The organism is Parablautia muri (genome assembly GCF_009917485.1).
In the GTDB taxonomy this organism is placed as follows: domain Bacteria; phylum Bacillota; class Clostridia; order Lachnospirales; family Lachnospiraceae; genus Suilimivivens; species Suilimivivens muri.
Genome location: NZ_QZDT01000024.1, coordinates 42,873 through 65,506, shown reverse-complemented (window position 1 = coordinate 65,506; position 22,634 = coordinate 42,873). Strand labels below are relative to the sequence as shown.

At 43.0% G+C, this 22,634-nt stretch carries 22 protein-coding genes and 1 tRNA gene; 21 read left to right on the top strand and 2 right to left on the bottom strand.

Annotated elements, in window-relative coordinates:
- Positions 1 to 370 precede the first annotated feature (370 nt).
- The 15 genes from D5281_RS14625 to D5281_RS14555 all read left to right on the top strand — a co-directional run bounded on the left by D5281_RS14625 (position 371) and on the right by D5281_RS14555 (position 16,100).
- Positions 371 to 1,237 carry an STM4015 family protein gene (locus D5281_RS14625; RefSeq protein WP_160560868.1) on the top strand — a complete coding sequence of 289 codons (867 nt, stop codon included), beginning with the start codon at positions 371 to 373 and terminating at the stop codon, positions 1,235 to 1,237.
- Positions 1,234 to 2,394, top strand: a complete 1,161-nt coding sequence (locus D5281_RS14620) for an STM4014 family protein (RefSeq protein WP_160560867.1) — start codon at positions 1,234 to 1,236, stop codon at positions 2,392 to 2,394. Before D5281_RS14625 ends, D5281_RS14620 begins: the two co-directional genes overlap by 4 nt.
- A gap of 145 nt (positions 2,395 to 2,539) precedes the next feature.
- Positions 2,540 to 3,415: an STM4013/SEN3800 family hydrolase gene (locus D5281_RS14615; RefSeq protein WP_277935377.1), complete on the top strand. Its 876-nt coding sequence runs from the start codon at positions 2,540 to 2,542 to the stop codon at positions 3,413 to 3,415.
- 101 nt (positions 3,416 to 3,516) lie between these two features.
- Complete coding sequence (locus D5281_RS14610) at positions 3,517 to 4,965, top strand: STM4012 family radical SAM protein (RefSeq protein WP_277935376.1); 1,449 nt, start codon at positions 3,517 to 3,519, stop codon at positions 4,963 to 4,965.
- A complete protein-coding gene (locus D5281_RS14605) occupies positions 4,919 to 6,475 on the top strand; it encodes an STM4011 family radical SAM protein (protein ID WP_160560866.1) in 1,557 nt (518 codons plus the stop codon). Before D5281_RS14610 ends, D5281_RS14605 begins: the two co-directional genes overlap by 47 nt.
- Positions 6,420 to 8,072, top strand: a complete 1,653-nt coding sequence (locus tag D5281_RS14600; RefSeq protein WP_160560865.1) for a MutS-related protein — start codon at positions 6,420 to 6,422, stop codon at positions 8,070 to 8,072. Before D5281_RS14605 ends, D5281_RS14600 begins: the two co-directional genes overlap by 56 nt.
- A gap of 125 nt (positions 8,073 to 8,197) precedes the next feature.
- Positions 8,198 to 8,740, top strand: a complete 543-nt coding sequence (locus D5281_RS14595; protein ID WP_160560864.1) for a phosphatase PAP2 family protein — start codon at positions 8,198 to 8,200, stop codon at positions 8,738 to 8,740.
- A gap of 124 nt (positions 8,741 to 8,864) precedes the next feature.
- Complete coding sequence (locus tag D5281_RS14590; protein WP_160560863.1) at positions 8,865 to 10,154, top strand: PLP-dependent aminotransferase family protein; 1,290 nt, start codon at positions 8,865 to 8,867, stop codon at positions 10,152 to 10,154.
- Positions 10,155 to 10,197: 43 nt separating this feature from the next.
- Positions 10,198 to 10,740: an NUDIX hydrolase gene (locus D5281_RS14585; RefSeq protein ID WP_160560862.1), complete on the top strand. Its 543-nt coding sequence runs from the start codon at positions 10,198 to 10,200 to the stop codon at positions 10,738 to 10,740.
- A 198-nt stretch (positions 10,741 to 10,938) separates the two neighbouring features.
- The gene (locus D5281_RS14580) at positions 10,939 to 11,553 is read left to right on the top strand and encodes a stage II sporulation protein M (protein ID WP_160560861.1); all 615 of its coding nucleotides are present in this window, start codon (positions 10,939 to 10,941) and stop codon (positions 11,551 to 11,553) included.
- 195 nt (positions 11,554 to 11,748) lie between these two features.
- A complete protein-coding gene (gene xerD / locus D5281_RS14575; RefSeq protein WP_160560860.1) occupies positions 11,749 to 12,633 on the top strand; it encodes a site-specific tyrosine recombinase XerD in 885 nt (294 codons plus the stop codon).
- Positions 12,634 to 13,197: 564 nt separating this feature from the next.
- Positions 13,198 to 13,749 (top strand): translation initiation factor IF-3, encoded by a 552-nt coding sequence (gene infC / locus D5281_RS14570; protein WP_160560859.1) that lies wholly within the window; start codon positions 13,198 to 13,200, stop codon positions 13,747 to 13,749.
- A gap of 75 nt (positions 13,750 to 13,824) precedes the next feature.
- On the top strand, positions 13,825 to 14,022 hold the full coding sequence (gene rpmI / locus D5281_RS14565; RefSeq protein ID WP_160560858.1) for a 50S ribosomal protein L35: 198 nt from the start codon (positions 13,825 to 13,827) through the stop codon (positions 14,020 to 14,022).
- A gap of 72 nt (positions 14,023 to 14,094) precedes the next feature.
- A complete protein-coding gene (gene rplT / locus D5281_RS14560) occupies positions 14,095 to 14,451 on the top strand; it encodes a 50S ribosomal protein L20 (protein WP_160560857.1) in 357 nt (118 codons plus the stop codon).
- A gap of 149 nt (positions 14,452 to 14,600) precedes the next feature.
- On the top strand, positions 14,601 to 16,100 hold the full coding sequence (locus tag D5281_RS14555) for an aminoacyl-histidine dipeptidase (protein ID WP_160560856.1): 1,500 nt from the start codon (positions 14,601 to 14,603) through the stop codon (positions 16,098 to 16,100).
- Between the two features lie 265 nt (positions 16,101 to 16,365).
- Here D5281_RS14555 and D5281_RS14550 read toward each other — a convergent pair.
- A tRNA-Pro gene (locus D5281_RS14550) sits at positions 16,366 to 16,438 on the bottom strand.
- A gap of 291 nt (positions 16,439 to 16,729) precedes the next feature.
- Here D5281_RS14550 and D5281_RS14545 point away from each other — a divergent pair.
- Positions 16,730 to 17,020 (top strand): hypothetical protein, encoded by a 291-nt coding sequence (locus D5281_RS14545; protein WP_160560855.1) that lies wholly within the window; start codon positions 16,730 to 16,732, stop codon positions 17,018 to 17,020.
- A 52-nt stretch (positions 17,021 to 17,072) separates the two neighbouring features.
- Positions 17,073 to 17,636, top strand: a complete 564-nt coding sequence (locus tag D5281_RS14540; protein WP_160560854.1) for an AAA family ATPase — start codon at positions 17,073 to 17,075, stop codon at positions 17,634 to 17,636.
- A 112-nt stretch (positions 17,637 to 17,748) separates the two neighbouring features.
- On the opposite strand, the gene D5281_RS14535 is transcribed toward D5281_RS14540, so the two are convergent.
- Positions 17,749 to 18,363 (bottom strand): TetR/AcrR family transcriptional regulator, encoded by a 615-nt coding sequence (locus tag D5281_RS14535; RefSeq protein ID WP_160560853.1) that lies wholly within the window; start codon positions 18,361 to 18,363, stop codon positions 17,749 to 17,751.
- Positions 18,364 to 18,652: 289 nt separating this feature from the next.
- Here D5281_RS14535 and D5281_RS14530 point away from each other — a divergent pair, with 289 nt between their 5' ends.
- The 4 genes from D5281_RS14530 to D5281_RS14515 all read left to right on the top strand — a co-directional run bounded on the left by D5281_RS14530 (position 18,653) and on the right by D5281_RS14515 (position 22,544).
- Entirely contained in the window at positions 18,653 to 19,867 is a 1,215-nt protein-coding gene (locus D5281_RS14530) for an AI-2E family transporter (protein ID WP_160560852.1), read from the top strand.
- A 389-nt stretch (positions 19,868 to 20,256) separates the two neighbouring features.
- The gene (locus tag D5281_RS14525; protein WP_160560851.1) at positions 20,257 to 20,592 is read left to right on the top strand and encodes a PadR family transcriptional regulator; all 336 of its coding nucleotides are present in this window, start codon (positions 20,257 to 20,259) and stop codon (positions 20,590 to 20,592) included.
- Between the two features lie 3 nt (positions 20,593 to 20,595).
- Entirely contained in the window at positions 20,596 to 21,243 is a 648-nt protein-coding gene (locus D5281_RS14520; protein WP_160560850.1) for a DUF3887 domain-containing protein, read from the top strand.
- A gap of 119 nt (positions 21,244 to 21,362) precedes the next feature.
- Positions 21,363 to 22,544, top strand: coding sequence for a trans-sulfuration enzyme family protein (locus D5281_RS14515; RefSeq protein WP_160560849.1), 1,182 nt, complete (start codon positions 21,363 to 21,365; stop codon positions 22,542 to 22,544).
- The last annotated feature ends 90 nt before the right edge of the window (positions 22,545 to 22,634 follow it).

Sequence of the window (22,634 nt, the reverse complement as noted above, 5' to 3'; positions counted from 1 at the left end):
GAATGACATACAGGTACCTCCTTGAAATTGAAATGATAGTTCTGTTTTCAATTTCAAGGGCCGCTCTCGCTACCTTTTAAAATACAATCAGTAGCGAGAGCGGCCGCACATTTTGGGCTCTGTGTCAATCCCTTTTGTGAAATTTAGTGATAATTTGAGTTAGACCATAAGATGAGATTTTTTCAATCAGCTAAACTTAATGACATTGGCCGTGAATAGTAACTCCTCGAAAATTGATTTCCGTGTCTGTTCATGTAGAATTGTTGACTACATATAGTTTGAGAAGTATAATAAATATAACAGTTTGGCCAAAAGCCGGCATTAAGCAGAATTGGGGGAATTCATTTTGGTAAAAGGAGGGATTAGCAAAATGAGCAGAAAAAAAACAAAAACCTATGCCTACAACTATGAGCAGTATGAGGAACAGGGCAAGGGACCGAAAGACATAATTGGGGATATTCTTGCAGACAAGGATTTTACCGACTTAACGGAGCTGGTAATCGGATGCTGGGGGAATCCATGGGAGGAAAACTGCCAGGAGGTCATAAATGGGATTGTGGCCAATGCGGATAGATTTTCCCATATTGAAAAGCTGTTCCTAGGCGATATGGATTTTGAGGAATGTGAAGTATCATGGATCATGCAGGGAGACTACAGCTTACTGTGGGCGTCTATGCCACAGCTGAAAGAATTGACCATTAAAGGCAGTATGGATCTGGAATTAGGAGAAATCCGCCATGAGGGATTAGAGTCCTTAACGATTATATGCGGCGGACTTCCCAAATCAGTGATGAAGTCCATACAAAAGGCTGACCTTCCAAATCTGAAAAAGCTGCTTTTGTACATAGGAATTGAGGACTATGGCTTTGACGGGGATGAAGGCGCTGTGAAGGAGCTTTTGGAGAAATCAGACTTCCCTAATCTGGATTATCTGGGGATTGTGGACAGTGAGATGCAGGATGAACTGACAAAAATCGTTCTTGCAAGTAAATATGCAGGGCAGGTGAGCGTCCTTGATTTATCCCTTGGTACTTTGACGGATAAGGGCGGCGCGCTTCTCTTAGAGAAAATACCCACATATCCTAATATAAAAAAGCTGGATATTCACTATCATTATCTGTCAAAAGAAATGACAGATAAGCTTGAGGGACTTCCCATAGAGGTGGACGCTTCTGATGCAAATGAAGAAGATGCTTATGATGGCGAAATTTACAGGTACGCCATGCTCACCGAATGAGGCGCATAATCGTTCTGGGAAATCCCGGCACTAAGAGAAACAGTTATTTAAGGCAGGCAGCAGTAGAGGCAGGGCTGCCTGTCTTTTTTGACACAGGGATGTGCCGCGAAGCACAGCAGCCGAACTTTGATTTCCCAAAAGGGGCGTTAGCAGCGCAGCAGTCTCGGATAAAAACAGTAAATGAAACGGATGGATTATTGTTTGCAGACTGGAAAGACTGGCGGAAAGAATTGATAGAAGGAGAAGTATTTTTAAAAATAGAGCCGCCTTTATGGAAAAGCAGTTCTCTAAAAGAATTAAAGATTTTAACGGGTGAGTACGAGAAGCGCTTGGCGGAGCTGTCTTTTCTTGAAAAGGAGCAAGGGGTAACTTTTTTTAATGCGCCAGGAGCCATCGCATTGCTGCTGGATAAACGGACTTGTAAGCAAAAACTGATGAAGGCGGGACTGCCGGTGACAGAGCTTTTGGATGGAGATAGAAAAGTATCAGACAGAAATGCCAAGTTTTCTGCCGGCAATCTTTTGGACTTCATGAGAGAAAAAGGGATGTACCAGATTTTCATTAAGCCGGTAAAAGGTTCTGGAGCTGCGGGTGTGTCGGCTTTCCGCTATCAGCCTGCCACAGGGCGGATGGCTCTTTATACTTGTGCAATGATATTTCCGGGGATTGGCCTTGTCAATACCAAGCGGCTGCGGCACTTTGTAAGCCGGGAGGATATTTTTCCGCTTTTGGATGAGATTTTGGAGCTTGACTGTATTTGGGAGAGGTGGTATGCCAAGGCGGAGTATCAGGGCTTTTCTTATGATTTAAGAGTGGTGATGCAGGAAGGGGAGATGGATTTTGTGCTGGCAAGGCTTTCTAAGGGGCCTATTACCAATCTGCATTTGAACAACCACCCTTTGCAGATAGGAGATTTACAGCTGCCAAAGTCCAGCATTTATGCTGTTAAGACAATCTGCCAAAAGGCCATGGCGTGTTTTGAGGGATTAAGATGCGCCGGGATTGACATTTTACTGGAAAAGGGAAGTCTGAATCCTAGAATTATTGAAATGAATGGGCAGGGAGATTTGATTTATCAGGATATTTACCATGAAAATTTAATTTACCGCCATCAGGCGGAAATTATGGTGGACTGGCTGAGGCACGAAAGCAGTTGAGATAGCAACTAAGAGCAGTCCATTGGTAATACATAAATAAATTCGCATTAGTATAAAGGTATCTGACAACAGCTGCCCTGGGATTTTTCGCTTTCCTGCAAAGTCTGTAAGAAAGCATGGACCGGCAACAATGGGAGAATGGAAAATGAGTGATGAAATGAAAAATGTGGCACATGAGGTTCCTGCACGCTTGTTTATTTCCGGGAAACGCAAAAAGCCTTCCGTGGATATGAACAAGGTAGTAGGTTCTTTGGATATTTTGTTTATATGCCTGGATACACTACGCTATGATGTGGCGGTAAAGGAGGAGGCGGAAGGAGGAACCCCTGTTTTAAATCAGTACGGCAAATGGGAAAAGCGCCAGGCGCCGGGCAATTTTACCTATCCTTCCCACCATTCCATGTTTGCAGGTTTTCTTCCCTGCAATTTTGACGCTAAAAGCTTGGCGGACAGGGAACTTTTATTTTTCCCAAAGGCAATCGGACTTGGGAAAAATGCTCCGGAGGGCGTTTACGCTTTTTCTGGCAGTACCATTATGGAAGGGCTGGAAAAGGATGGCTATGAAACATGGTGTGTAGGCGGGGTATCCTTTTTCGATAAGCGATCGGATCTTGGAAGTGTTTTTCCATCTTATTTTCAGAAAAGTTTTTGGAATCCTTCTTTTGGATGCCCTGTGAAAGAAAGTACGAAAAATCAGGTGGATTTTATCCTGAAAAAAATTGATTCCTTGGAGCCTGAAAAGAAACTGTTTTTATATTTGAACGTGGATGCGATACATTATCCCAACAATTTTTATCTGGAAGGAGCTTCTTTTGACAGCACCGAAAGCCATGGGGCGGCCCTTAGATATGTAGATGGGGCGTTAGAACAGCTGTTTACACATTGGAAGGCGATAAGGGGAGGCGCCTTTGTGATTTGCTGCTCAGACCATGGCACCTGTTACGGAGAGGACGGCTGTCAGTTTCACGGAATCAATCATCCGGCGGTAAATACGGTACCTTATAAGCACTTTTTCCTGTAACGGCATTGGGATGCAACGCTGCATGATATGCCTATTATGACGGTAAATGCAATCAGGCGCAGCCTGGGAGGATAGATGAAAATCCTATGAGTACAAATTTTATGAATACAAATTTTATGAATACAAATTCTATGAATTTAAATTTTTTGAATACAAATTCTGCGAATTTATATTCTATAAATCCATATGTGCAATATATGTACAGCTATCCGCACAAGACAGCTTACCGTCCGCTTACCGGTTTTGACCTTAAGGATCATGTGCACGGGCTTAAGGGGCCGGGGCATGGACTGTATCTCCACATTCCCTTTTGCCAGGCCAAATGCGGCTACTGTAATCTTTTTTCCGTCACTGGCCAGGGAAGTAAGGCTGTGGACAGATATTTGGATGCCTTAGAGCGGCAGTGCGGACAGTATGCGGAACTCTTGGACTCCCAGAAGACAGAGTTTTCGGAGCTGGTGATTGGAGGAGGTACGCCCCTGTACCTGACAGAAGACCAGATGGAGCGTATGTTTGCGATGTTAAAAGAGCACTTTCATTTTAATGAGGAAAGAGAATTCGTAATAGAGACGGCTCCTAACCAGACCACAGCAGAGAAACTTAAGCGCCTGAAACAGGCCGGAGCAACCAGGGTAAGCATGGGGATTCAAAGCTTTTTGGACAAAGAACTTTCGGCCCTTGGAAGGCAGCATAGCGCTAAGAGCGCCCGGGAGGCCTTGAATCTTTTAAAATCCTATCAATTTCCCTGTGTGAATTTGGATTTTATTTATGGGATTCCGGGACAGACAGAAGGAAGTCTGCTGAGGACTTTGCAGGAGGCTTTAGACTATGAGCCGGATGAGATTTTCTTGTATCCGTTATACATAAAGCATGGAGCCGGACTAGAGTGGGCAGGAGTAGTTCCCGACTGGAAGGGAGCAATGGGACAGTACGAAAGGGCCAGTTTTTTTCTTAAAGAAAATGGTTTCCGGCAGGATTCTATGCGGAGATTTGTACGGACGGACGCAAAACGGGCGTTTTCAGAATGCGGATTTGGCAGTTCCCTTTCGCTGGGATGCGGAGGACGGAGTTACTTAGGCAGACTGCATTTTTGTAGACCATATGCTGTCACTCAAAAGGAGTGCCTTGCAGGTATAGAGGAATATGTAAATTGTAAGGACTATAGGGAGATTTCCCATGGAATTTTATTATCCGAGGAGGAAATAAAACGCCGTTTTGTTATCCGCCATCTGCTGATTCGGCCGGGACTTCCTTTGGAGCAGTATCAGATGCATTTTGGCAGTGACGCCATAGAGGATTTCCCTTTGCTGAAAAAGTGGGCGGAAGAAGGATATGTAAAGCGGGAAAGGCATTTGAATCAGCAAAAGAGCAGGGGGATAGACAAAAACAATGGGGAGCCGTATCTTGCCTTAACGGAAAAGGGGCTTGCGTTTTCAGATTATTTGGGGCCGCAGCTCATTTCACCGCAGATTCAAAGGGCTATGAAAGGATGGGAGGATGAGCATGGGCGGATATATGCTGCTGTATCGGGGGAGTCTGAAAAGCTGTAATTACCATTGTTCTTATTGTCCCTTCTCCAAGCATCCCATGTCCGGGCGGGAGCTGGAGACGGATCAAAACCAGTGGCTTTCTTTTCTGAATGGCCTTGAAAAATATGGAACATCTATGGGCATTGGCGCTTTGATGGTAGTCCCCTATGGAGAGGCGCTGATTCATTCATGGTATTTGGAGGGATTGGCACAGGTTAGTTCCCTTTCGGAAATAGATGCGGTGGGAGCACAGACCAATTTAAGTTTCCCGGTTCAGGAACTTCTTGCCTGCTTTCAGCGGAAAGGCGGAGATGTCAAAAAGTTAAGGCTTTGGGCTACGTTCCACCCGGAAATGGTTACGGTTTCGGAATTTGTAAAAAAGTGCAGGGCGCTTATGGAAACCGGGGCAAAGCTTTGTGCAGGGGCTGTAGGGGCGCCGGAAAATATAGGACTTTTAAGGCAGCTGAGGGAAGAACTGCCAAGGGAAATTTATCTTTGGATTAACAAAATGGATGGTCTTAGAAGGCGGTACACCCAGGAGGAAGAAAAGGCTTTTTCAGATATCGACCCCTATTTTTTCAGGGAGCTGATACCGGTACCGGCAGACCCCGCAAAATGCCAGGGACGGCTCTTGGTGGAAGGAAACGGCAAAATCCATACCTGCAATATCAGCAGGGAAATGGGGAGCAGCCGGATGGAATGGGAAAAGGCATTTTTCCCGGCGCCGTTATGCAGAAACAAGCGCTGCTCCTGCTTTCTGGCCTATGGCGGACGCAATGATTTTTTAAACAAAATGCTGTTTGGGGAATATCCCCTGTTCCGCATCCCGCGGCATCCAAAGGCAGTTTTTCTGGATGTGGAGGGGACATTGCTGATAGGGAAAGGGATTCCAAAGGAACTTTCCGCCCATGGAGGGAGGCGGTTGCCTTTGGAGGAAAAAAAGGAATGTCCACCGGATATTTTAGCAGGGCTGGAGGCTCTTTACAGGGAAAAGACCTGGCTGCTTTTTGCAACTACGCTGCCCTATCAAGAAGCCATGAAACGCTGCGGCAGGATATGGCATTTATTTCGGGGAGGAATCTTTGCAGGAGGCGCCCACCTTGTTTTAGAGGAAAACGAAGGGAAAAAGGATAGTAAAAGGGTATATTTTCATTTTTTGGAAGGGCCCTGGCATGAATGGTTAGAGCCTTTGAAACAAAAATTTTCTTTTCGGCTTTTCACTTACAAAAGAGACGGCCGCCTTTATAAGATAACGCTTTTCCGCCCATCTTTAAGACCGTGGAATGGCCGGGAGGCAGGGGAGCTGTTTGCCGCCGTGCCGGATACAGGAAGAGAGAAGGCACGGTATTTGATAGAAGGAAATTGTATGCAGATTGTGCCGGCTAAGGCGGATAAGGCCGAAGGCGTTAAAACCATCTGCAAATGGCTTGGCATCTCAGTCCGGGAAACCTTCGCGGCGGGGGATTCTAAGGAAGATGAGGGAATGGTCAGGCTTTGCGGAGGAGAATTTGGAGGTATTTATGCAAAGTGATTTTCATTTACTGTATCCGGCAGGATATGATAAAGAGAAAGAGATTCCAATGAAGGATTTTGATTTTATCCATTCTCTGAAAATTGACGAGATGGTAGTTTTGGTTCGGGAGAGCCATAGAGGGCTGCGGGATTTGTTTCTGGAAAATTTTTATACCACGGACACAAAGGTTTTGGAATACCGTCTGTGCGTGGTGGAGGATTTGGTGGAAAATCCGCGGCTGTATGAGATTTTTTGCAAGGCGATACCAAGCATTCATAATGTTTATGACCTGAGCCGTTCTATGAGCAGCGATTTCACCGTTGAATCGGCGCTAAGCTCCATCCGCTATCTGGAAATGTATCTGGAAATTGTGAATTTGTTTGCAGACGGGTTAAAGGATTTGGAGCTTCATTCAGAAGGAATGCGCTCTTTCAGGGAGCAGATTTCCGCTATTGTGGATAGCGATGAATTTAAAAATCTCAGCAGCGAGCTATCCAAAACGGAAAACAGCTTCAGTTTTATTAAGGGATTGACGATAGGTGTGAATCTGGATGAAACTTTGCGGGTGAAGGAGGCAGGGGTGATAGCAATTGAAGACCAGCCTTTCCATGAAGGAACTATTATGGAAAAGCTATTAAAGAAGAACCCAAAGGATACCCATGCCTTGATTTCTCCTTTATATCCCCTGACAAGAGGACTCCATGGGGAGGAGCTTAAGGCACTTAATTCTTCCGTCCGGTCTTCCCTTAACACAATTTTCTTAAAATCTCTGCGAAGTTTAGAGCCTTTGATTCAAAAATATTACAGAGTCAACACCACCTTGTTTGTTTTGCTTTTGGACGAGATACGTTTCCTTACGGCGGGAGTAAAATTTATATTGAGTATGAAAGATCTGGGCTTTCCCATGTGCAGACCGGAGATTGCCAGGATGAGTGAGAAGAAGTGTGAGCTGGAAGGGGTTTATAATCCATCCCTGGCAAGACAGGAGATTGAGGATAACATAGTCTCCAACTCCTTTAAGCTGGATGAAAATGGGCGGTTTTATCTGGTGACAGGACCGAATCATGGGGGAAAATCTATTTTTGCTTATTCGGTGGGGATGGCCCAGGCGTTTTTCCAGCTGGGATTGTTTGTACCTGCAAGGAGGGCTGTCATGAGCCCGGTTTCCGGCATTTACACCCATTTCCCCTCCTCGGATGAAGATAATTACGGAAAGGGCAGACTGGAAAGCGAATGTGCCCGCCTTGCAGAGATTATGAAGGAGCTTAAGGATACGGATATGCTGCTGATGGATGAATCCTTTTCCAGTACTAGCGGTTTGGAAGCGGGTTATATTGCCTCAGAGGTTTTGACAGGGATTGGCATTATAGGGTGCTGTGGCATTTATGTGACACATATCCATGACCTGCCCCAGAAGGTAGCAGAATATAATTCCCATCCGCAGAACAAGGGCAAAATTGACAATCTGGTGGCCCTTATGGAAAATAAGGAGGACGGCACAAGAAGCTATAAGGTTTCAAGGACAACGCCGGATGGGTTAAGCTATGCCAAGGATATAGCTAACCGATACGGACTTGACCTGGAATCAATCTTGCAGGGGATGAAAAAGAGATAAAGATTTGGGGATTTTCACTTAAATAGCCGGACTGCTAAGTGCGGCAGTGTTTGGGAGATGATGTCTCTTGGAAGTTTGTAGGGCATAAGTTATAAAAAGATAACGAAATTTATATGGAGGTGATTATGGAAACTTTGCTGAATCTTGACGGTAACATTTTGATTTGGATACAGGAATTTTTGAGAAATCCTATTTTAGATCCCTTCTTTAAGGTGATTACTACTTTAGGAAATGCAGGTATCTTTTGGATCATCGCAACCATCCTCCTGCTTATCCCGGAAAAAACAAGGAAAGTGGGGATGATGAGCGCCTTTGCGCTTCTGGGTTCTTTGCTGGTTAATAATATTTTGCTGAAAAATCTTGTGGCAAGGACCAGGCCATATTATGTGGTGGAAGGGCTCATACCGCTGATCAAAAAACCTTCGGAATTTTCTTTCCCATCAGGCCATGCGGCAAGTTCCTTTGCATCCGCCCGGGTCCTGTATCGTAACCTGCCGAAAAAATATGGGGTTTGGTTTTTGGCGCTTGCTATTTTTATCTCTTTTTCCCGACTGTATGTGGGTGTGCATTACCCCAGCGATGTGCTGGCAGGAGTGGTGACAGGGATTATTTGCAGCTATCTGGGGCAGTGGATAGTAAATCATTCATGTATGAAAAAAAATACATAAATACAAAAAAACTTCTTGTGCGCCTGTAAAATGTATAGTACAATGACATGTGCATTGGATTGTATACAATTATCCAATCATACTATTAAGAGATGTTGAGACAGGATCAGGAGGGATATGCGCTATGAAGGCATATAAGGAACTTGGCAAAGAGGAATTGCTTGCACTGTGGGAAGATTTAAACAGACAGTATGAGGAGGCAAAGGAAAAGGGCTTAACGCTGGATATGTCCAGAGGGAAACCTTCACCTGCCCAGCTGGATATGGAGAAGGACTTCCTTGGCATGGTTATATCTGATGCTGATGTGACCACTGAGACAGGGGTGGATTGTAGAAATTATGGACTTTTGGATGGCATTCCGGAGGCGAAAAGGCTTCTTTCGGATATGCTGAACGTTTCGCCTGAGAATGTGATTGTATTTGGTAATTCCAGTCTTAGCGTAATGTATGATACGGTTGCCCGTTCCATGGTGCTTGGGGTACTTGGAAATACGCCCTGGTGCAAATTGGATAAAGTGAAATTTTTGTGCCCTGTACCAGGATATGACAGACATTTTGCAATTACCGAACAGTTTGGAATTGAGATGATCAATATTCCAATGTCAGAGGATGGGCCGGATATGGATTTGGTGGAAAAGTATGTAAATGAAGACCCGGCCGTAAAAGGAATCTGGTGCGTGCCTAAATATTCTAACCCTCAGGGATATACTTACTCAGATGAGACGGTAAAGAGATTTGCAGCATTAAAGCCTGCCGCAAAGGATTTCAGGATTTTCTGGGATAACGCATATGCAATCCATGATTTATATGAAGATAAAAGCGGTGACCTTTTAGAAATTTTAAGCGAGTGTGAAAAGGCAGGAAATCCGGATATGGTTTATGAGTTCTGCTCCACCTCCAAGGTAACTTTCCCGGGGGCAGGTATCGCGGGAGTTGTGGCATCCGCCGCTAATATAGAACAGATCAAAGCGGCTATGACCATACAGACAATCGGCTACGATAAGCTGAACCAGCTGCGCCATGTGAAATATTTTAAAAATATTGACGGAATGAAAGCGCATATGATGAAACATGCGGATATTATACGTCCTAAATTTGAAGCGATCGAAAATGTCCTTGCAAAAGAGCTTGGTGGATTAGAGATTGGTGCATGGACGAAACCCATTGGCGGCTATTTCATTTCTTTTGATGCCATGGAAGGCTGCGCAAAGGAAATTGTGGAGAAATGTAAAGAAGCAGGCGTGGTGCTGACAGGGGCGGGAGCTACTTATCCCTATAAAAAGGATCCTAAGGACAGCAATATCCGTATCGCGCCTACCTTCCCTTCGGAAGAAGAACTGCGCATGGCTACGGATTTGTTTGTGCTGTGTGTGAAGTTAGTCAGTGTGGAAAAATTATTGCAAAATTTCAGATAAGAAAATGGAAAGAATGGGAAATGCAATAAGGACAGGAGCAGGTATGGAAGAATTTAAAAGATTGGAAAGGAATCTGGTAGCACATGGCGCTATTATAGACTATTACCAGGACACCATACAGATTCCAAACGGCAATGTGGCTAAATGGGACTTTATTAAACATAAGGGTGCGGCGGCAGTGATTCCTGTAGATCACGAAGGACGCCTCATTATGGTAAAGCAGTACCGCAACGCGATTGACAGAGATACGCTGGAAATACCGGCAGGGGGCCTTAACGGTGAGAATGAACCCACAAAGGATGCAGCCATAAGAGAGCTTAAGGAGGAAACAGGCTACACAGCCCAGCATATAGAGCTTTTGCTTACGCTTTGTACAACAGTAGCTTACAGCAATGAGAAAATAGACATTTATCTTGCAACCGGCCTTAGCGCCGGAGAGCAGCATCTGGATGAAGATGAGTATGTTCAAACCATCGCCTACACCGTGGAAGAACTGACAGAGATGATTTACGCAGGAGAGATTCAGGACGCAAAGACGATTGCGGCGGTTTTTGCTTATAAGGATAAATATTGTAAGGATAAATAAGATTAAATTCTTTTGAACAGGCAGTGCATATGCGCTGTCTGTTTTTCATATATTAGAGCGTGCTTGGAAAATCATTTCCTTCATTATAACAGAAAGGATGATTCAAACACGCTTTGGAAAGAAGAAGCGAAAATATTCACAGCAGGCCAGCTTTGGGCCGAACAATTATAAGCGTTTAAAGAAAGAAGGGGAACCGACATGATGATTATGAACAAATCCGAGAGAAACAGTACATATTCGTTTTGGTTTTATCTGTTTTTGGGAAGCTTTCTTTTTGGCGTCCTGATAATGAACATGGGCAACGAAACACTTCTTTCTGAAGGAGGTATTTTCAGCCAGACATCGGTAGGCAGATTAAGGTATATGGAGATTGACAGCGGCCGGTTTTTCCGTTATGTGCTGGAGCACAGGATGGGAGAGGGGGCATTACTTCTTTTGTTGTCGAGTACCGGACTTGGGGTAATCTCAATCTACGCCTGTATCATCTGGCAAGGGATTCTTACCGGTATGACGATTACGGCAGCGGTAATCCGCTACGGCATAAAAGGGCTGCTGCTTTTGCTGGGAAGCCTGTTTCCCCATCAGCTGTTACTGATACCAGCGGAGGTTATGCTCCTTGGATGGTGCTATGAAAATTGTAGTAAGGGACATTTCCTTGGAAAATATACAGCCCCTTACCATAAAAATATCCGCCAGCAATATTTAAAACAAGCGGTTGGGCTTTTGTGGATTGTGATAGTAATCTTTATCGGGTGTATTTTGGAAAGTTATGTAAACCCTATCCTTCTTTCAGATTTGGTAAAAATTTTTTAAAAAATTTTCTTACCATATATAGTATTAACAGAATTTGGTTTTTGCATATATTGTATTTCAATGCATAAAAAAGAAAAAAATGCAAATAATCCGCATAAATCAAGGAAAAAATGCATTTGCTTTCACCTCATTTTCTGATTATAATAAATCTAAGCACCACAATTACAAAGGCATAAGAGGGGAAGCATTTTCAGAATGGAAACAGAAATCAACAGTTTTATTATTTATTTACATAATGTTAAGAAAACATCCGAAAATACGGTGCTCTCTTACCGCAGGGATTTAGTGAAGGTAAAGAGATATTTAGAGGAACAGGGAATTAAGGATGTGAGGAAGATTACATCCACAAATCTCAATTCTTATATATTATATCTGGAAAAAAATAAATTTTCGGCGGCTACCATATCGAGAAATATTGCCTCCTTAAAGGCATTTTACCATTATATGTATAGAGAGGGGATAGTAAATACGGATGCGGCAGAGGAACTTCATGCGCCGAAAATTGAGAAAAAAATGCCGGAAATCCTTTCTGCCCAGGATGTGATAAAGCTGTTAGAACAGCCTGTAGGCGACAGCCCTAAGGAAATCAGGGACAAAGCTATGCTGGAACTATTATATGCGACAGGGATCAGGGTGAGCGAACTGACAAATTTGATGGTAAATGATGTTAATTTACAGGTGGGCTATATTCTTTGCAGAGATGGAGAAAAAGAGAGGGTAATTCCTTTTGGAAGTGAGGCAAAAAATGCCCTTATGCGATATCTGGAGAAAACCCGGATGGACATGATTTCAGGTGGAGAATCGGAATATTTGTTTGTAAACTGCTCAGGACAACCTATGAGCAGACAGGGTTTTTGGAAATTGCTTAAATATTATGCGAAAAAAGCAGGAATTACAGCGGATATCACACCTCATACGCTGCGCCACTGTTTTGCGGCACATCTGGTGGAAAATGGAGCGGACTTAAGAAGTGTACAGGAAATGCTTGGTCATTCTGATATTTCAACAACGCAAATTTATGCAAATATGAACCAGAATAGGATACGGGAAGTGTATGCAAGAGCTCATCCCAGGCATTGAGCCATGGCAATCATTCAACGTTACTATTCACGGCCTGGGAGCCGCTCGTAGTAATATTCGGGGCGATATTCGAAGTTTCGCTTCGCAAAAATCGCCCCTCACACCTGAATTACGTTCTCACGGAATGCGCAGTAAATGCGCATTCCTGACCCGTGAAAAGTAACCATTCAACGAATGGTTCGGTTCGGTAAAATAAATATGAAAAAGTATTGACATTTGATTTTGTAAATGCTAAAGTAATAAAGCGTGCAGAAATCGCAGATACATGAAAGCAGAGTATCCACTCTCACCCTGTGGCAATTAGGCTTACAGGTGTCCATAATTTTCGAATCTTATGCATTGTATTTTGTATGCAAAGATATGGTTTGGAACATAGTGGATAGTTATGCTATCCATTTTTTATGCATGACAATAAAATCCTCGCAGAGCATAGATTCTATTGTTAGAATGAATCAGCGGCTCAAGATGTGTGGTACGTTTGATTTATAAACGGAAAGGCAGATCTAAGGATCAGGATTCACTGTTGAGTGAAATAAGAAAGTGACAAAGACCGCAGGCTGGCCATTGGGCCAAAAGTCGTATTTTGTTTTATGTAGGGAGGACACAGCCATTAGCGAATTATTCATTAACGAACAAATCAGGGATAAGGAAGTACGTGTTGTCGGAGAAAACGGAGAGCAGTTAGGCATCATGTCTTCAAGAGAAGCATTGCAGATGGCGGAGGAGGCAGGCGTTGATCTTGTGAAGATTGCACCTACGGCGAAGCCGCCTGTATGTAAGCTCGTGGATTACGGGAAATACAAATATGAACAGACCCGTAAGGAAAAGGAAGCAAAGAAAAAGCAGAGAACGATTGAAATCAAGGAAATCCGTTTATCGCCAAACATTGACACCAACGATCTCAATACGAAAATTAATGCGGCAAGAAAGTTTCTTTCCAAGGGCGACCGGGTGAAAATCACACTCAGATTCCGTGGGCGTGAAATGGCGCATATGGCAAACAGCAAGCATATTCTGGATGATTTTGCGCAGGCGCTTTCCGATATATGCGTGGTAGAAAAGGCTCCCAAGGTGGAAGGCAGAAGTATGACAATGTTTTTAACTGAAAAGCGTTAGCCTGCCAGTTAAAATAGATGACAGGGACATGCCTGTCGGCAGAAATCAAATATTAATATACAGGAGGAATCAGTTATGCCTAAAATGAAAACAAAAAGAGCAGCTGCAAAGCGTTTTAAAGCTACAGGAACAGGTAAATTAAAGAGAAGTAAAGCTTATAAAAGCCATATTTTAACCAAGAAGACGGCCAAGAGGAAAAGGAATTTAAGGAAACCTGCTATCACCGATCAGACAAATGTTAAGAACATGAAGAAGGTTATGCCTTATTTATAAAAGAGATAGGCAAATATGAGGTTTATTTGATTTAGATTTCAGAGACATTTATCAGTTTAAGGAGGATTAGATATGGCAAGAATTAAAGGCGGTATGAATGCCAGAAGAAAACACAATAGAGTATTAAAGCTTGCGAAGGGCTACAGAGGAGCAAGGAGCAAGCAGTATAGAGTGGCAAAGCAGTCCGTAATGAGAGCGTTAGCTACTTCCTATGCCGGACGTAAGGAGAGAAAGCGTCAGTTTAGAAGACTTTGGATTGCGCGTATCAATGCGGCTGCCAGATTAAACGGTTTATCATACAGTAAGTTTATGTATGGGCTTAAGCTTGCAGAGGTGGAGATCAACAGAAAAATGCTTGCTGAGATGGCAGTAAATGATGCAGAGAGCTTTAAGGCACTGGCAGAAGTTGCAAAGAGCAAGCTTGCTTAGTCAATGAATAAATGTTATATGGATTCATTGCGGGCTGACCTTAGATAAATTAAACGCAGTCACATTTTTTGAAAAGCTTGCATATCGTTACAAAAGAACCGGAGACCTTATTCGTATGATAAGGTCTTTTTTCTTAAGGGAGGGACAGTATGAGAGCACGAAGTAATTTGGAACCCGGGGATGTGTTTTATTTCTTTGAGGAAATATGTTCAATGCCGCATGGATCGGGAAATACCGATGGGATCAGCAGTTATCTGGCACGGTTTGCCAGACAGCGGGATTTGGAACATTATCAGGATGGGATAGGTAACGTCATTATTATTAAGGATGCTACTCCCGGCTATGAAGACCATGCTCCTGTTATGCTGCAGGGACATATGGACATGGTGGCGGTAAAAAAGCCGGACTGTCCGATTGATATGACAAAGGAAGGACTAAAGCTTTTCGTGGAAGGCGACTGGCTGATGGCTGACGGCACCAGCCTTGGCGGTGATGATGGAATCGCAGTGGCTTATGGTCTGGCACTTTTAGACAGCAATAAGTATAAGCACCCCAGGATCGAGCTGGTCTTTACAGTGGACGAAGAAGTGGGGATGGATGGTGCGAGAGCGCTTGACGTGGCCCCTCTTAAAGCAAAACGGTTGATTAATTTAGATTCGGAGGAAGAAGGAATCTTTCTCTCAGGCTGTGCAGGCGGCGCAAGGGTCAATATAAATCTTGACCATGAAACCCAAAAACGAAAAGGCATTTTATGTGAAATTTGTGTGAGCGGTTTAAAAGGCGGGCATTCCGGAGAGGAAATCAAGAAAGAACGCGGTAATGCCATATGTTTGCTTGGCAGAACACTTTTTAAGCTTTCTGAAAGACTGGATATCTGTATAAAAGATCTTGAGGGAGGCGTTGCGGATAACGCAATTCCCGCTTACGCCAAAGCGCGTATTCTGATTACCGGATATGAAAATGGGGATAACAGATATAAAATCATGCAGGGAGAATTTTCAGAGCAGGGATGTGTTGCACTGCTGCGCCATACTTGCGAGAAGTTAGGAAGGGAATTTAAAAGTGAGCTTTCTGACAAGGATAAGGATGTGAAGCTGGAAGTGGTTTCCGCTAAACTGGCGGAGGATATGGTAATAGGAGAACAGGACAGCCAAAAGGCAATCTGCCTTTTAAACAGCATTCCTTACGGCGTTCAGGCTATGAGCAGTGCTATGGAAGGGCTGGTGGAAACATCCTTAAACCCGGGACTTCTCAGTACAGAGGAAGGCTGCATCCATGTAGGGATATCCGTGCGCAGCTCTTTGGAAAGCTCTAAAAAGGCTTTGATTGGGAAACTGAAAAGTATGGCGTACCTGGCAGGCGCTGAGATGGAAGTGACCGGTGATTATCCCGGATGGGCGTATAAGAAGGAATCCCCTCTTCGCGATAAAATGGTGGAGATATATAGAGAAATGTATCATGAGGAGCCTGTGGTGAAAGCAATTCATGCGGGCGTGGAATGCGGCCTGCTGGCACATAAAATACCGGGATTAGACTGTGTGTCCATAGGACCGGATATGAGAAATATCCATACGGCAGAGGAAGGACTTTGTATTTCATCTACAGAAAGAGTATGGCATTATCTGCTTAGCCTGTTGGAGGCACTATAAAGAATAAGTTTTAGACAGGCTGGCCGCTTGGCCAGCCTGTCTGTGTAAAAGGGAACTTGTCTAATAAACGACTGCATGATACCAATAAACAGGACTCTCTGTGGCGGTATTGTAAGTAGGAGCAGTCCAAAACGAATTGTTAAAAGAAACAGCTCACAGCAAAGAAATAGGGGTATAACAAACGCTGTATCCAGCGTATTGTAACAAAAAAGCCCTAAAATGCTTGAATACCTCAAATACCGCATTTTAAAAGGCTTTTAAGTAATCGGAGTGACAAGACTTGAACTTGCGGCCTCTACTTCCCTAAAGTAGCGCTCTACCACCTGAGCCACACCCCGAAATGATTATTTGTAAACCACGCATTTTATAATATCATTGAGGGCATATTTTGTCAACTCTTTTTTGGAAGATTGTATAATAAGTTGTAACAGGCGTTTGGCAATTTCTTTCGGAAAAAAATTGTAAGTAAAGAAATTTCATTTTTTTGTTGAAAAAATTGAGGAGAATGAATTATAATACATTTAGTTAACATAATTGAGTATGTAAAAATTTCACGTCTGAGTTTGTTTGTATATGATATTTAATTACACATACATTTAAGTTCGGGCTGAGAAGAGTGGAGAACCAGTATGACATCACTTTCTTTCGATTCAATCACGTTTAACAGGGAGGTGTCCTTTTGCAGAGGATATAGCATGGACAGCAAGGAAAAGCTGGAGAAGGTTTTTTTGGAAAACAGAATATCTTATTTTATAGAATGGCAGGAACGTTCCTTCTTCTCCAGGCTTTTTGGAGGAGAAAAGAGAAAAGAAAAAAGTATGTTTACGGTTCGAATTAATGAGGCTGACGTGGAGCGGGCTACAGAGTTGGTCCAGGATATGGATTCCATCAGACTTAAGAAACCGAAGGAAGATGTGTAGCAGTTTGGATTCTCCAAACTGTTATGATGTGTCAATAAGAGAGGTAGAATAAATGAACAGAGTTGTTGCTGTGGTAGGAATGTGTGGCTCCGGTAAATCCGTAGCCACAGATTTGTTTGTTGCTGACAATTGGGAAAAAGTATATTTCGGAGGCGTTACACTTGACACCTTAGAGGAAAGAGGAATGGAGATTACGCCAGACAATGAAAGGATGGTCCGGGAAGAATTAAGGGAAAAGTATGGACAGGCTGCATATGCGGTGAAGCTGCTTCCCAGGATAAAAGAGCTGCTCTCGAAAGGGAATGTAGTTGTGGATGGGCTCTATTCCTGGTCTGAGTATAAATACCTGCGGGAAAATTTAGGGGATGTGCTGACGATATTGTGTATTATTTCGGATCGAAAAGACCGGTATGACAGACTTGAAAACAGACCGGTGCGCCCGCTCAGTGTGGACGAAGCCACAGGGCGTGATATAGCAGAAATTGAAAATCTTGAAAAGGGCGGGCCCATTGCAATTGCGGATCATTATATTGTGAATGATGGGACGAAAGAAGATTTGGAAAGACAGGTTATGGAGTACATACATTCTCTTGATGAGAGTTTAAGGAACTGTTAAGAATTAACTTTAACAGTTCTTTAGTTGATATTTAAGAATTTGTGAACCAAACCCCGTTGCCTTGCAGCCTTGCAAATTTGATGCTACGCTGCTTGCAGCGGGGTTGTTGACGTTATATGGCCATAAGAAAATTTAAAGACCCAGCAGGGTTTTCGGTTCCTTTTTCCAACAAGGAAATCAGCCCCAGAATAGTATTTTCAATTTCTTCCGATGAGGAGGGAATCAGCGAGTTGTCCAGCTTTATTGCAAGAACAATCAATACAATTTCTGCCAAAGCGGCGGGATGGTCAAAATGGATATCACCAGTTTCAATTCCCTGCTGAATGATCAGTGCCAGCTCAGGCTTAAGCTCCGTGATTAAATAGTTTAAATATTTATGGTGTAAAAGAAGCATGTCTTTTGTGCTGATTCCGGCAACCGTTGTATCCTGATTTAAAAATGCCCCGGAAGAATTTCGGCAAGCCTGAAAGAGCATAGCCATCCGCGTGAAGGGGGAAACCTCCCGCTGCTTGGCTAAAGCTTTGGCCGTGCTTAATGTGGTTTCATAATTCCGTTCTATTAAGGCTTCTAAAATCGCTTCTTTGGAGGGGAAATAATAATAAATACTTCCCTTACCTATGCCTGCTGTCTGGGCGATTTCGCTGACAGAGATTTTGCGGATATCTTTGTCTTTTAAAAGACTTTGAAGCGCATCTAAAATTTGATTATATTTGTCCGGATTTAGCATATTAACAGCCTTTCTGATTATTTATTTTTTGGAAATGAACGAAATCATATACGGTTTATATGCCTATAAGCTTATAGGATTAGGTTGATGAATTCGGGAAATTGCCTTTATAGTATATCACAAGAAAAAGAGTGGTGGCAATAAGTAACAGCTTAGGCCATTCATAGTAACATTGAAATAAAAATGAATGTATTGGTTAATGATTTAGGGTTGAATAAATGATAAAAAGAGTCTAATATTCTATCAAGGAATAGTAATAAGAACAGTTGCATTTACGGAGGTACACAGAATGGGCTTTAATAAGGAGAAAATAAGGCAGATTAGAAACTTGATGCTATTAGCAGCTCTTTTAGTGCTGGGGATCATTTACAGTGAAAAGATATTTTCAGGCGCAGCTTTTTTAGTGGATATTTTGAAACCATTTCTTTATGGCGGAGTGGTTGCTTTCATTTTAAATATTCTGATGAAAGCAATAGAGGAAAAGCTTCTAAAAGGCTGGAAGGGGAAGGCGGCAAAGAAGCTGAAAAGGCCTTTGAGCATGGTGCTTTCCATTGTGATGATTGTGCTTGTCTTTGCGATTGTTTTTGGAATGGTGCTGCCACAGATGGCACTGACTGTCTCGGAAATTGGAAAGAAAATTCCTGCTTTTATGGATAGCATGTTGGATCAGTTCGAGGAGCTGGCGAAGAACGAGCCAATTCTTATGGACTGGATAAAGCAATTGGAATCAATGGAAATGAATTGGGATAGTATCGTGGCAAGTATCATTTCCTTTTTGAAAAATGGCGCAGGAAATATGATAAATTCTACATTTACCGTAGCAGGCAGCATTATTTCCGGCGTAGTAAACGGCGTGATTGCCTTTGTCTTTGCCTTATACATTCTTTCCCAGAAGGAGCGGCTTTCAAATCAGGGAAAAAGAATCATTTCAGCCTATTTGCCGATGAGTATAGGGGATAAGGTATTAGAAATTTGCAGCCTTTTGTACAAAAACTTTAGTAGTTTTATTACAGGACAATGCCTTGAGGCGGTGATTTTAGGATCCATGTTTGTTGTTTGTATGTCTATTGCCGGTATGCCCTATGCGCTTGTGGTCGGAGTATTGATTGCAATTACGGCATTGATTCCCATTGTGGGAGCTTTTATTGGGTGTGCGGTGGGGGCCTTCCTGATTCTGATGAACAATCCCTTACAGGCTCTTTGGTTTGTAGTGATGTTTCTGGTGCTGCAGCAAATAGAAGGAAACCTGATTTATCCTAAGGTGGTGGGAAATTCCGTAGGACTTCCTTCAATCTGGGTGCTGATGGCTGTCAGTATAGGTGGCAGCCTGTTTGGGGTTAGTGGAATGCTGATGTTTATTCCGCTGATGTCGACCTGCTATGCGCTGCTTAGAGAAAGCGTAAATAAAAGAAACGCCTTAAAAATGAAAGCGCAGCCACAGAAAAAAGCGCAGCAGGAAGAAAACGCAAATCCTGCGGAGCAAAGAAAAAGGAATAGAAAATAACGTGAAGATAAGTTCTAAGGGCCAAAAAACGCTGCTTAAGAACAACGAAAGCAGCGCATCTGGAAGGATGCCTTAGAAAACAAGGATTCTTCCTTCGGATTTAAGTTGCCGCAAAGCGGCAATATGGAGGGTTCAATGCAAATATGGAGAGGATTCTTTATGAGAATCCTCTCTTTATTAGAGGCTGTAGAAATTTGCTGTGGGAGAACCATGCCTTTGGTGTTTGTACGGATCAACATCGTGCAGATTGTCCTTTGTATTCAAAAAAATCTTGGTGGTATCATCTCCCAGTGTAAGGGAAGGGTTTTCCCTGCATATGCTAAGCGGTTGACTTTATCAAACTTTTGCTTTATAATATACCTTGTAATACAAAGTATATGAGGTAAAGTATGAATGATAAATATGAACGACAAATGAAGAAAGGCGTCTTGGATATGCTCGTCTTAAGACTGCTGAAATCGGAACCTAAATATGGATATCAAATTATTCAAGAGATGAAAGAAAAGAGCGAAGAAACATTTTTATTAAAGGATGGTACTTTATATCCGGTCCTCTATCGCCTGGAAGATGATAAGCTGGTGGTAAGCAGGTGGAGCGAGGCCGAGGGGAAGCAGGTGCCAAGAAAATATTACGAAATTACCCGAGCCGGGCAAAAAACACTAGATGAAATAGAAGCTGTCTGGAAACGGATTTCTGATGGGATATCGAAGATAATGGAGGATTAAGCAATGAATGCAGAGAGGTACGTAAAGGCTATTGCAAGAAAAATAAAATGTAATGGCGAAAAGAAAAAAGAGATTAAGAAGCAGTTATTGATGGATATTCATCTGCGGTTGAAGCAGGGGGAACGGCTGGAAGATATTATTTCTCAGATGGGAACGGTAAAGGAAATTGCAGAGGGATTTAACGAAAATATTCCGCTGGAGGAGCAGAAGCGATATGTTAGGAATCAAGTACTGAAAATCGTAATTCCTATCGTTGTGATATTGGTTTTACTGATAGTATTTGTATTTTGGATGCTGCCGAAAAGTTTTGATATTGAGCAGAGCAAATATTTTAGTAAGGAGCAGGTAGAAGCTGCTATGAAAGAAACAGTAGCGCTATTGGATGCAGAAGATTATGCTGCTTTACAGGAAGGCGCCATCCCGCAGATGGAATCCATATTAAATGCAGAAACAATGAATGATGCAAAAAAACTGCTGTCCGATGATTGGGGAGAACGTAAACAGTTTGGCGCAGTATATATGGTGGAATTGGTGCAAGGAAGCAGGCATTATGCAGTAGGAGAGATTGTTGTTACGTATGAAAACGTAAGTGCCACTTATCGGTTGACATATAATGAGGATATGTGTCTTACTGGCATTTATGTAAGATAGGGATGGCTTTAGGGTTGCTTTTTTCAATCAGGGTGTTATCATAAGAATCAAAGAATGACCTCAAATGGTACATTGCTACAAAATCCAGCAAATAATTTTACCTTGAAGGAGAAAAGGCTATGTCAGATCAGAACCAATATTTAAAGAGCAGCAAGCTGATTGCAGCGCACTATGGGGAGGAGTATGAACATTATTACAATGCCATTGTACCGCCTGTTTTTATGAATTCGCTGAATGTATTTGAGACCTTGGACGACTATTATGATTTTGACCGGAGAGACAAGCATAAATATTGTTACGGGAGGGTGCAAAATCCTACCGTCCGTATTCTGGAAGATAAAATAGGGGCATTAGAGCACGGCGTAGGCGCATTAGCTTATGCTTCCGGAATGGCGGCAGCTACTGCAGCAGTACTTACGGTCTGCAAGACAGGAAGCCATGTGATTTGCATTCATAACGCTTATGGGCCGCTAAAAAGCTTCCTGAATGGATATGCGAAGGAACATATGAACATAACAGTTACATATGTGGAGGGAGACCGTTTGGAGGAATTTGAGGAAAGTATGACTGAGCGTACCGATCTGATTATCCTGGAGAGTCCGTCTTCTCTGGTCTTTTCCCTTCAGGATATCCGAGGTGTGTCTGAACTGGCCAAGAAGGCAGGGGCTAAGGTATACATTGATAATACATACTGTACTCCTATTTACCAGCAGCCTCTGGATTTGGGCGCAGACATTGTCATGCACACCACGTCTAAGTATATTGGGGGCCACAGCGATCTCATTGGGGGAATGTTGGCGGTAAAGGATAAAGAACTGTTTCATAAGCTTTTGGAAAACCGGGAGCTTTTTGGAGGAATTGTGGGCCCTATGGAGGCCTGGCTGATGATAAGGGGACTGCGCACCATGGAAGTCCGCATTGCGCAGCATCAAAAAACCGCTATGGCAGTGGCGGAGTTTTTAGACAAGCACCCCAGGGTGAGAAAGGTAAATTATCCGGGACTTCCTTCTCATCCCCAGTATGAGCTGATGAAGCGCCAGCAACAGGGAAATACAGGATTATTAAGCTTTGAAATAGATGGAAGCACAGAGGATGCAGCGAAGGTGGCCGAGAGGCTGAATATCTTTAAAATTGGTGTATCTTGGGGAGGATTTGAAAGCCTTGTATTCCTTCCCCATGCGAGAACAGGAGAAGAAGAATGCAAAAAGCTTCGGGGAAGCCAGAACATTATCCGTATTCATTGCGGGCTGGAGGGCACAGAGGATTTAATTGCTGATTTGGAAGCTGCGCTTGCTTATTGATATGTGTAGGACTGATACTTTTTGTCCTCATTTTTAATTCATAAAGGAATATGAGGTTTCATCATTGTGTATGTTATGCTAATATTTTAG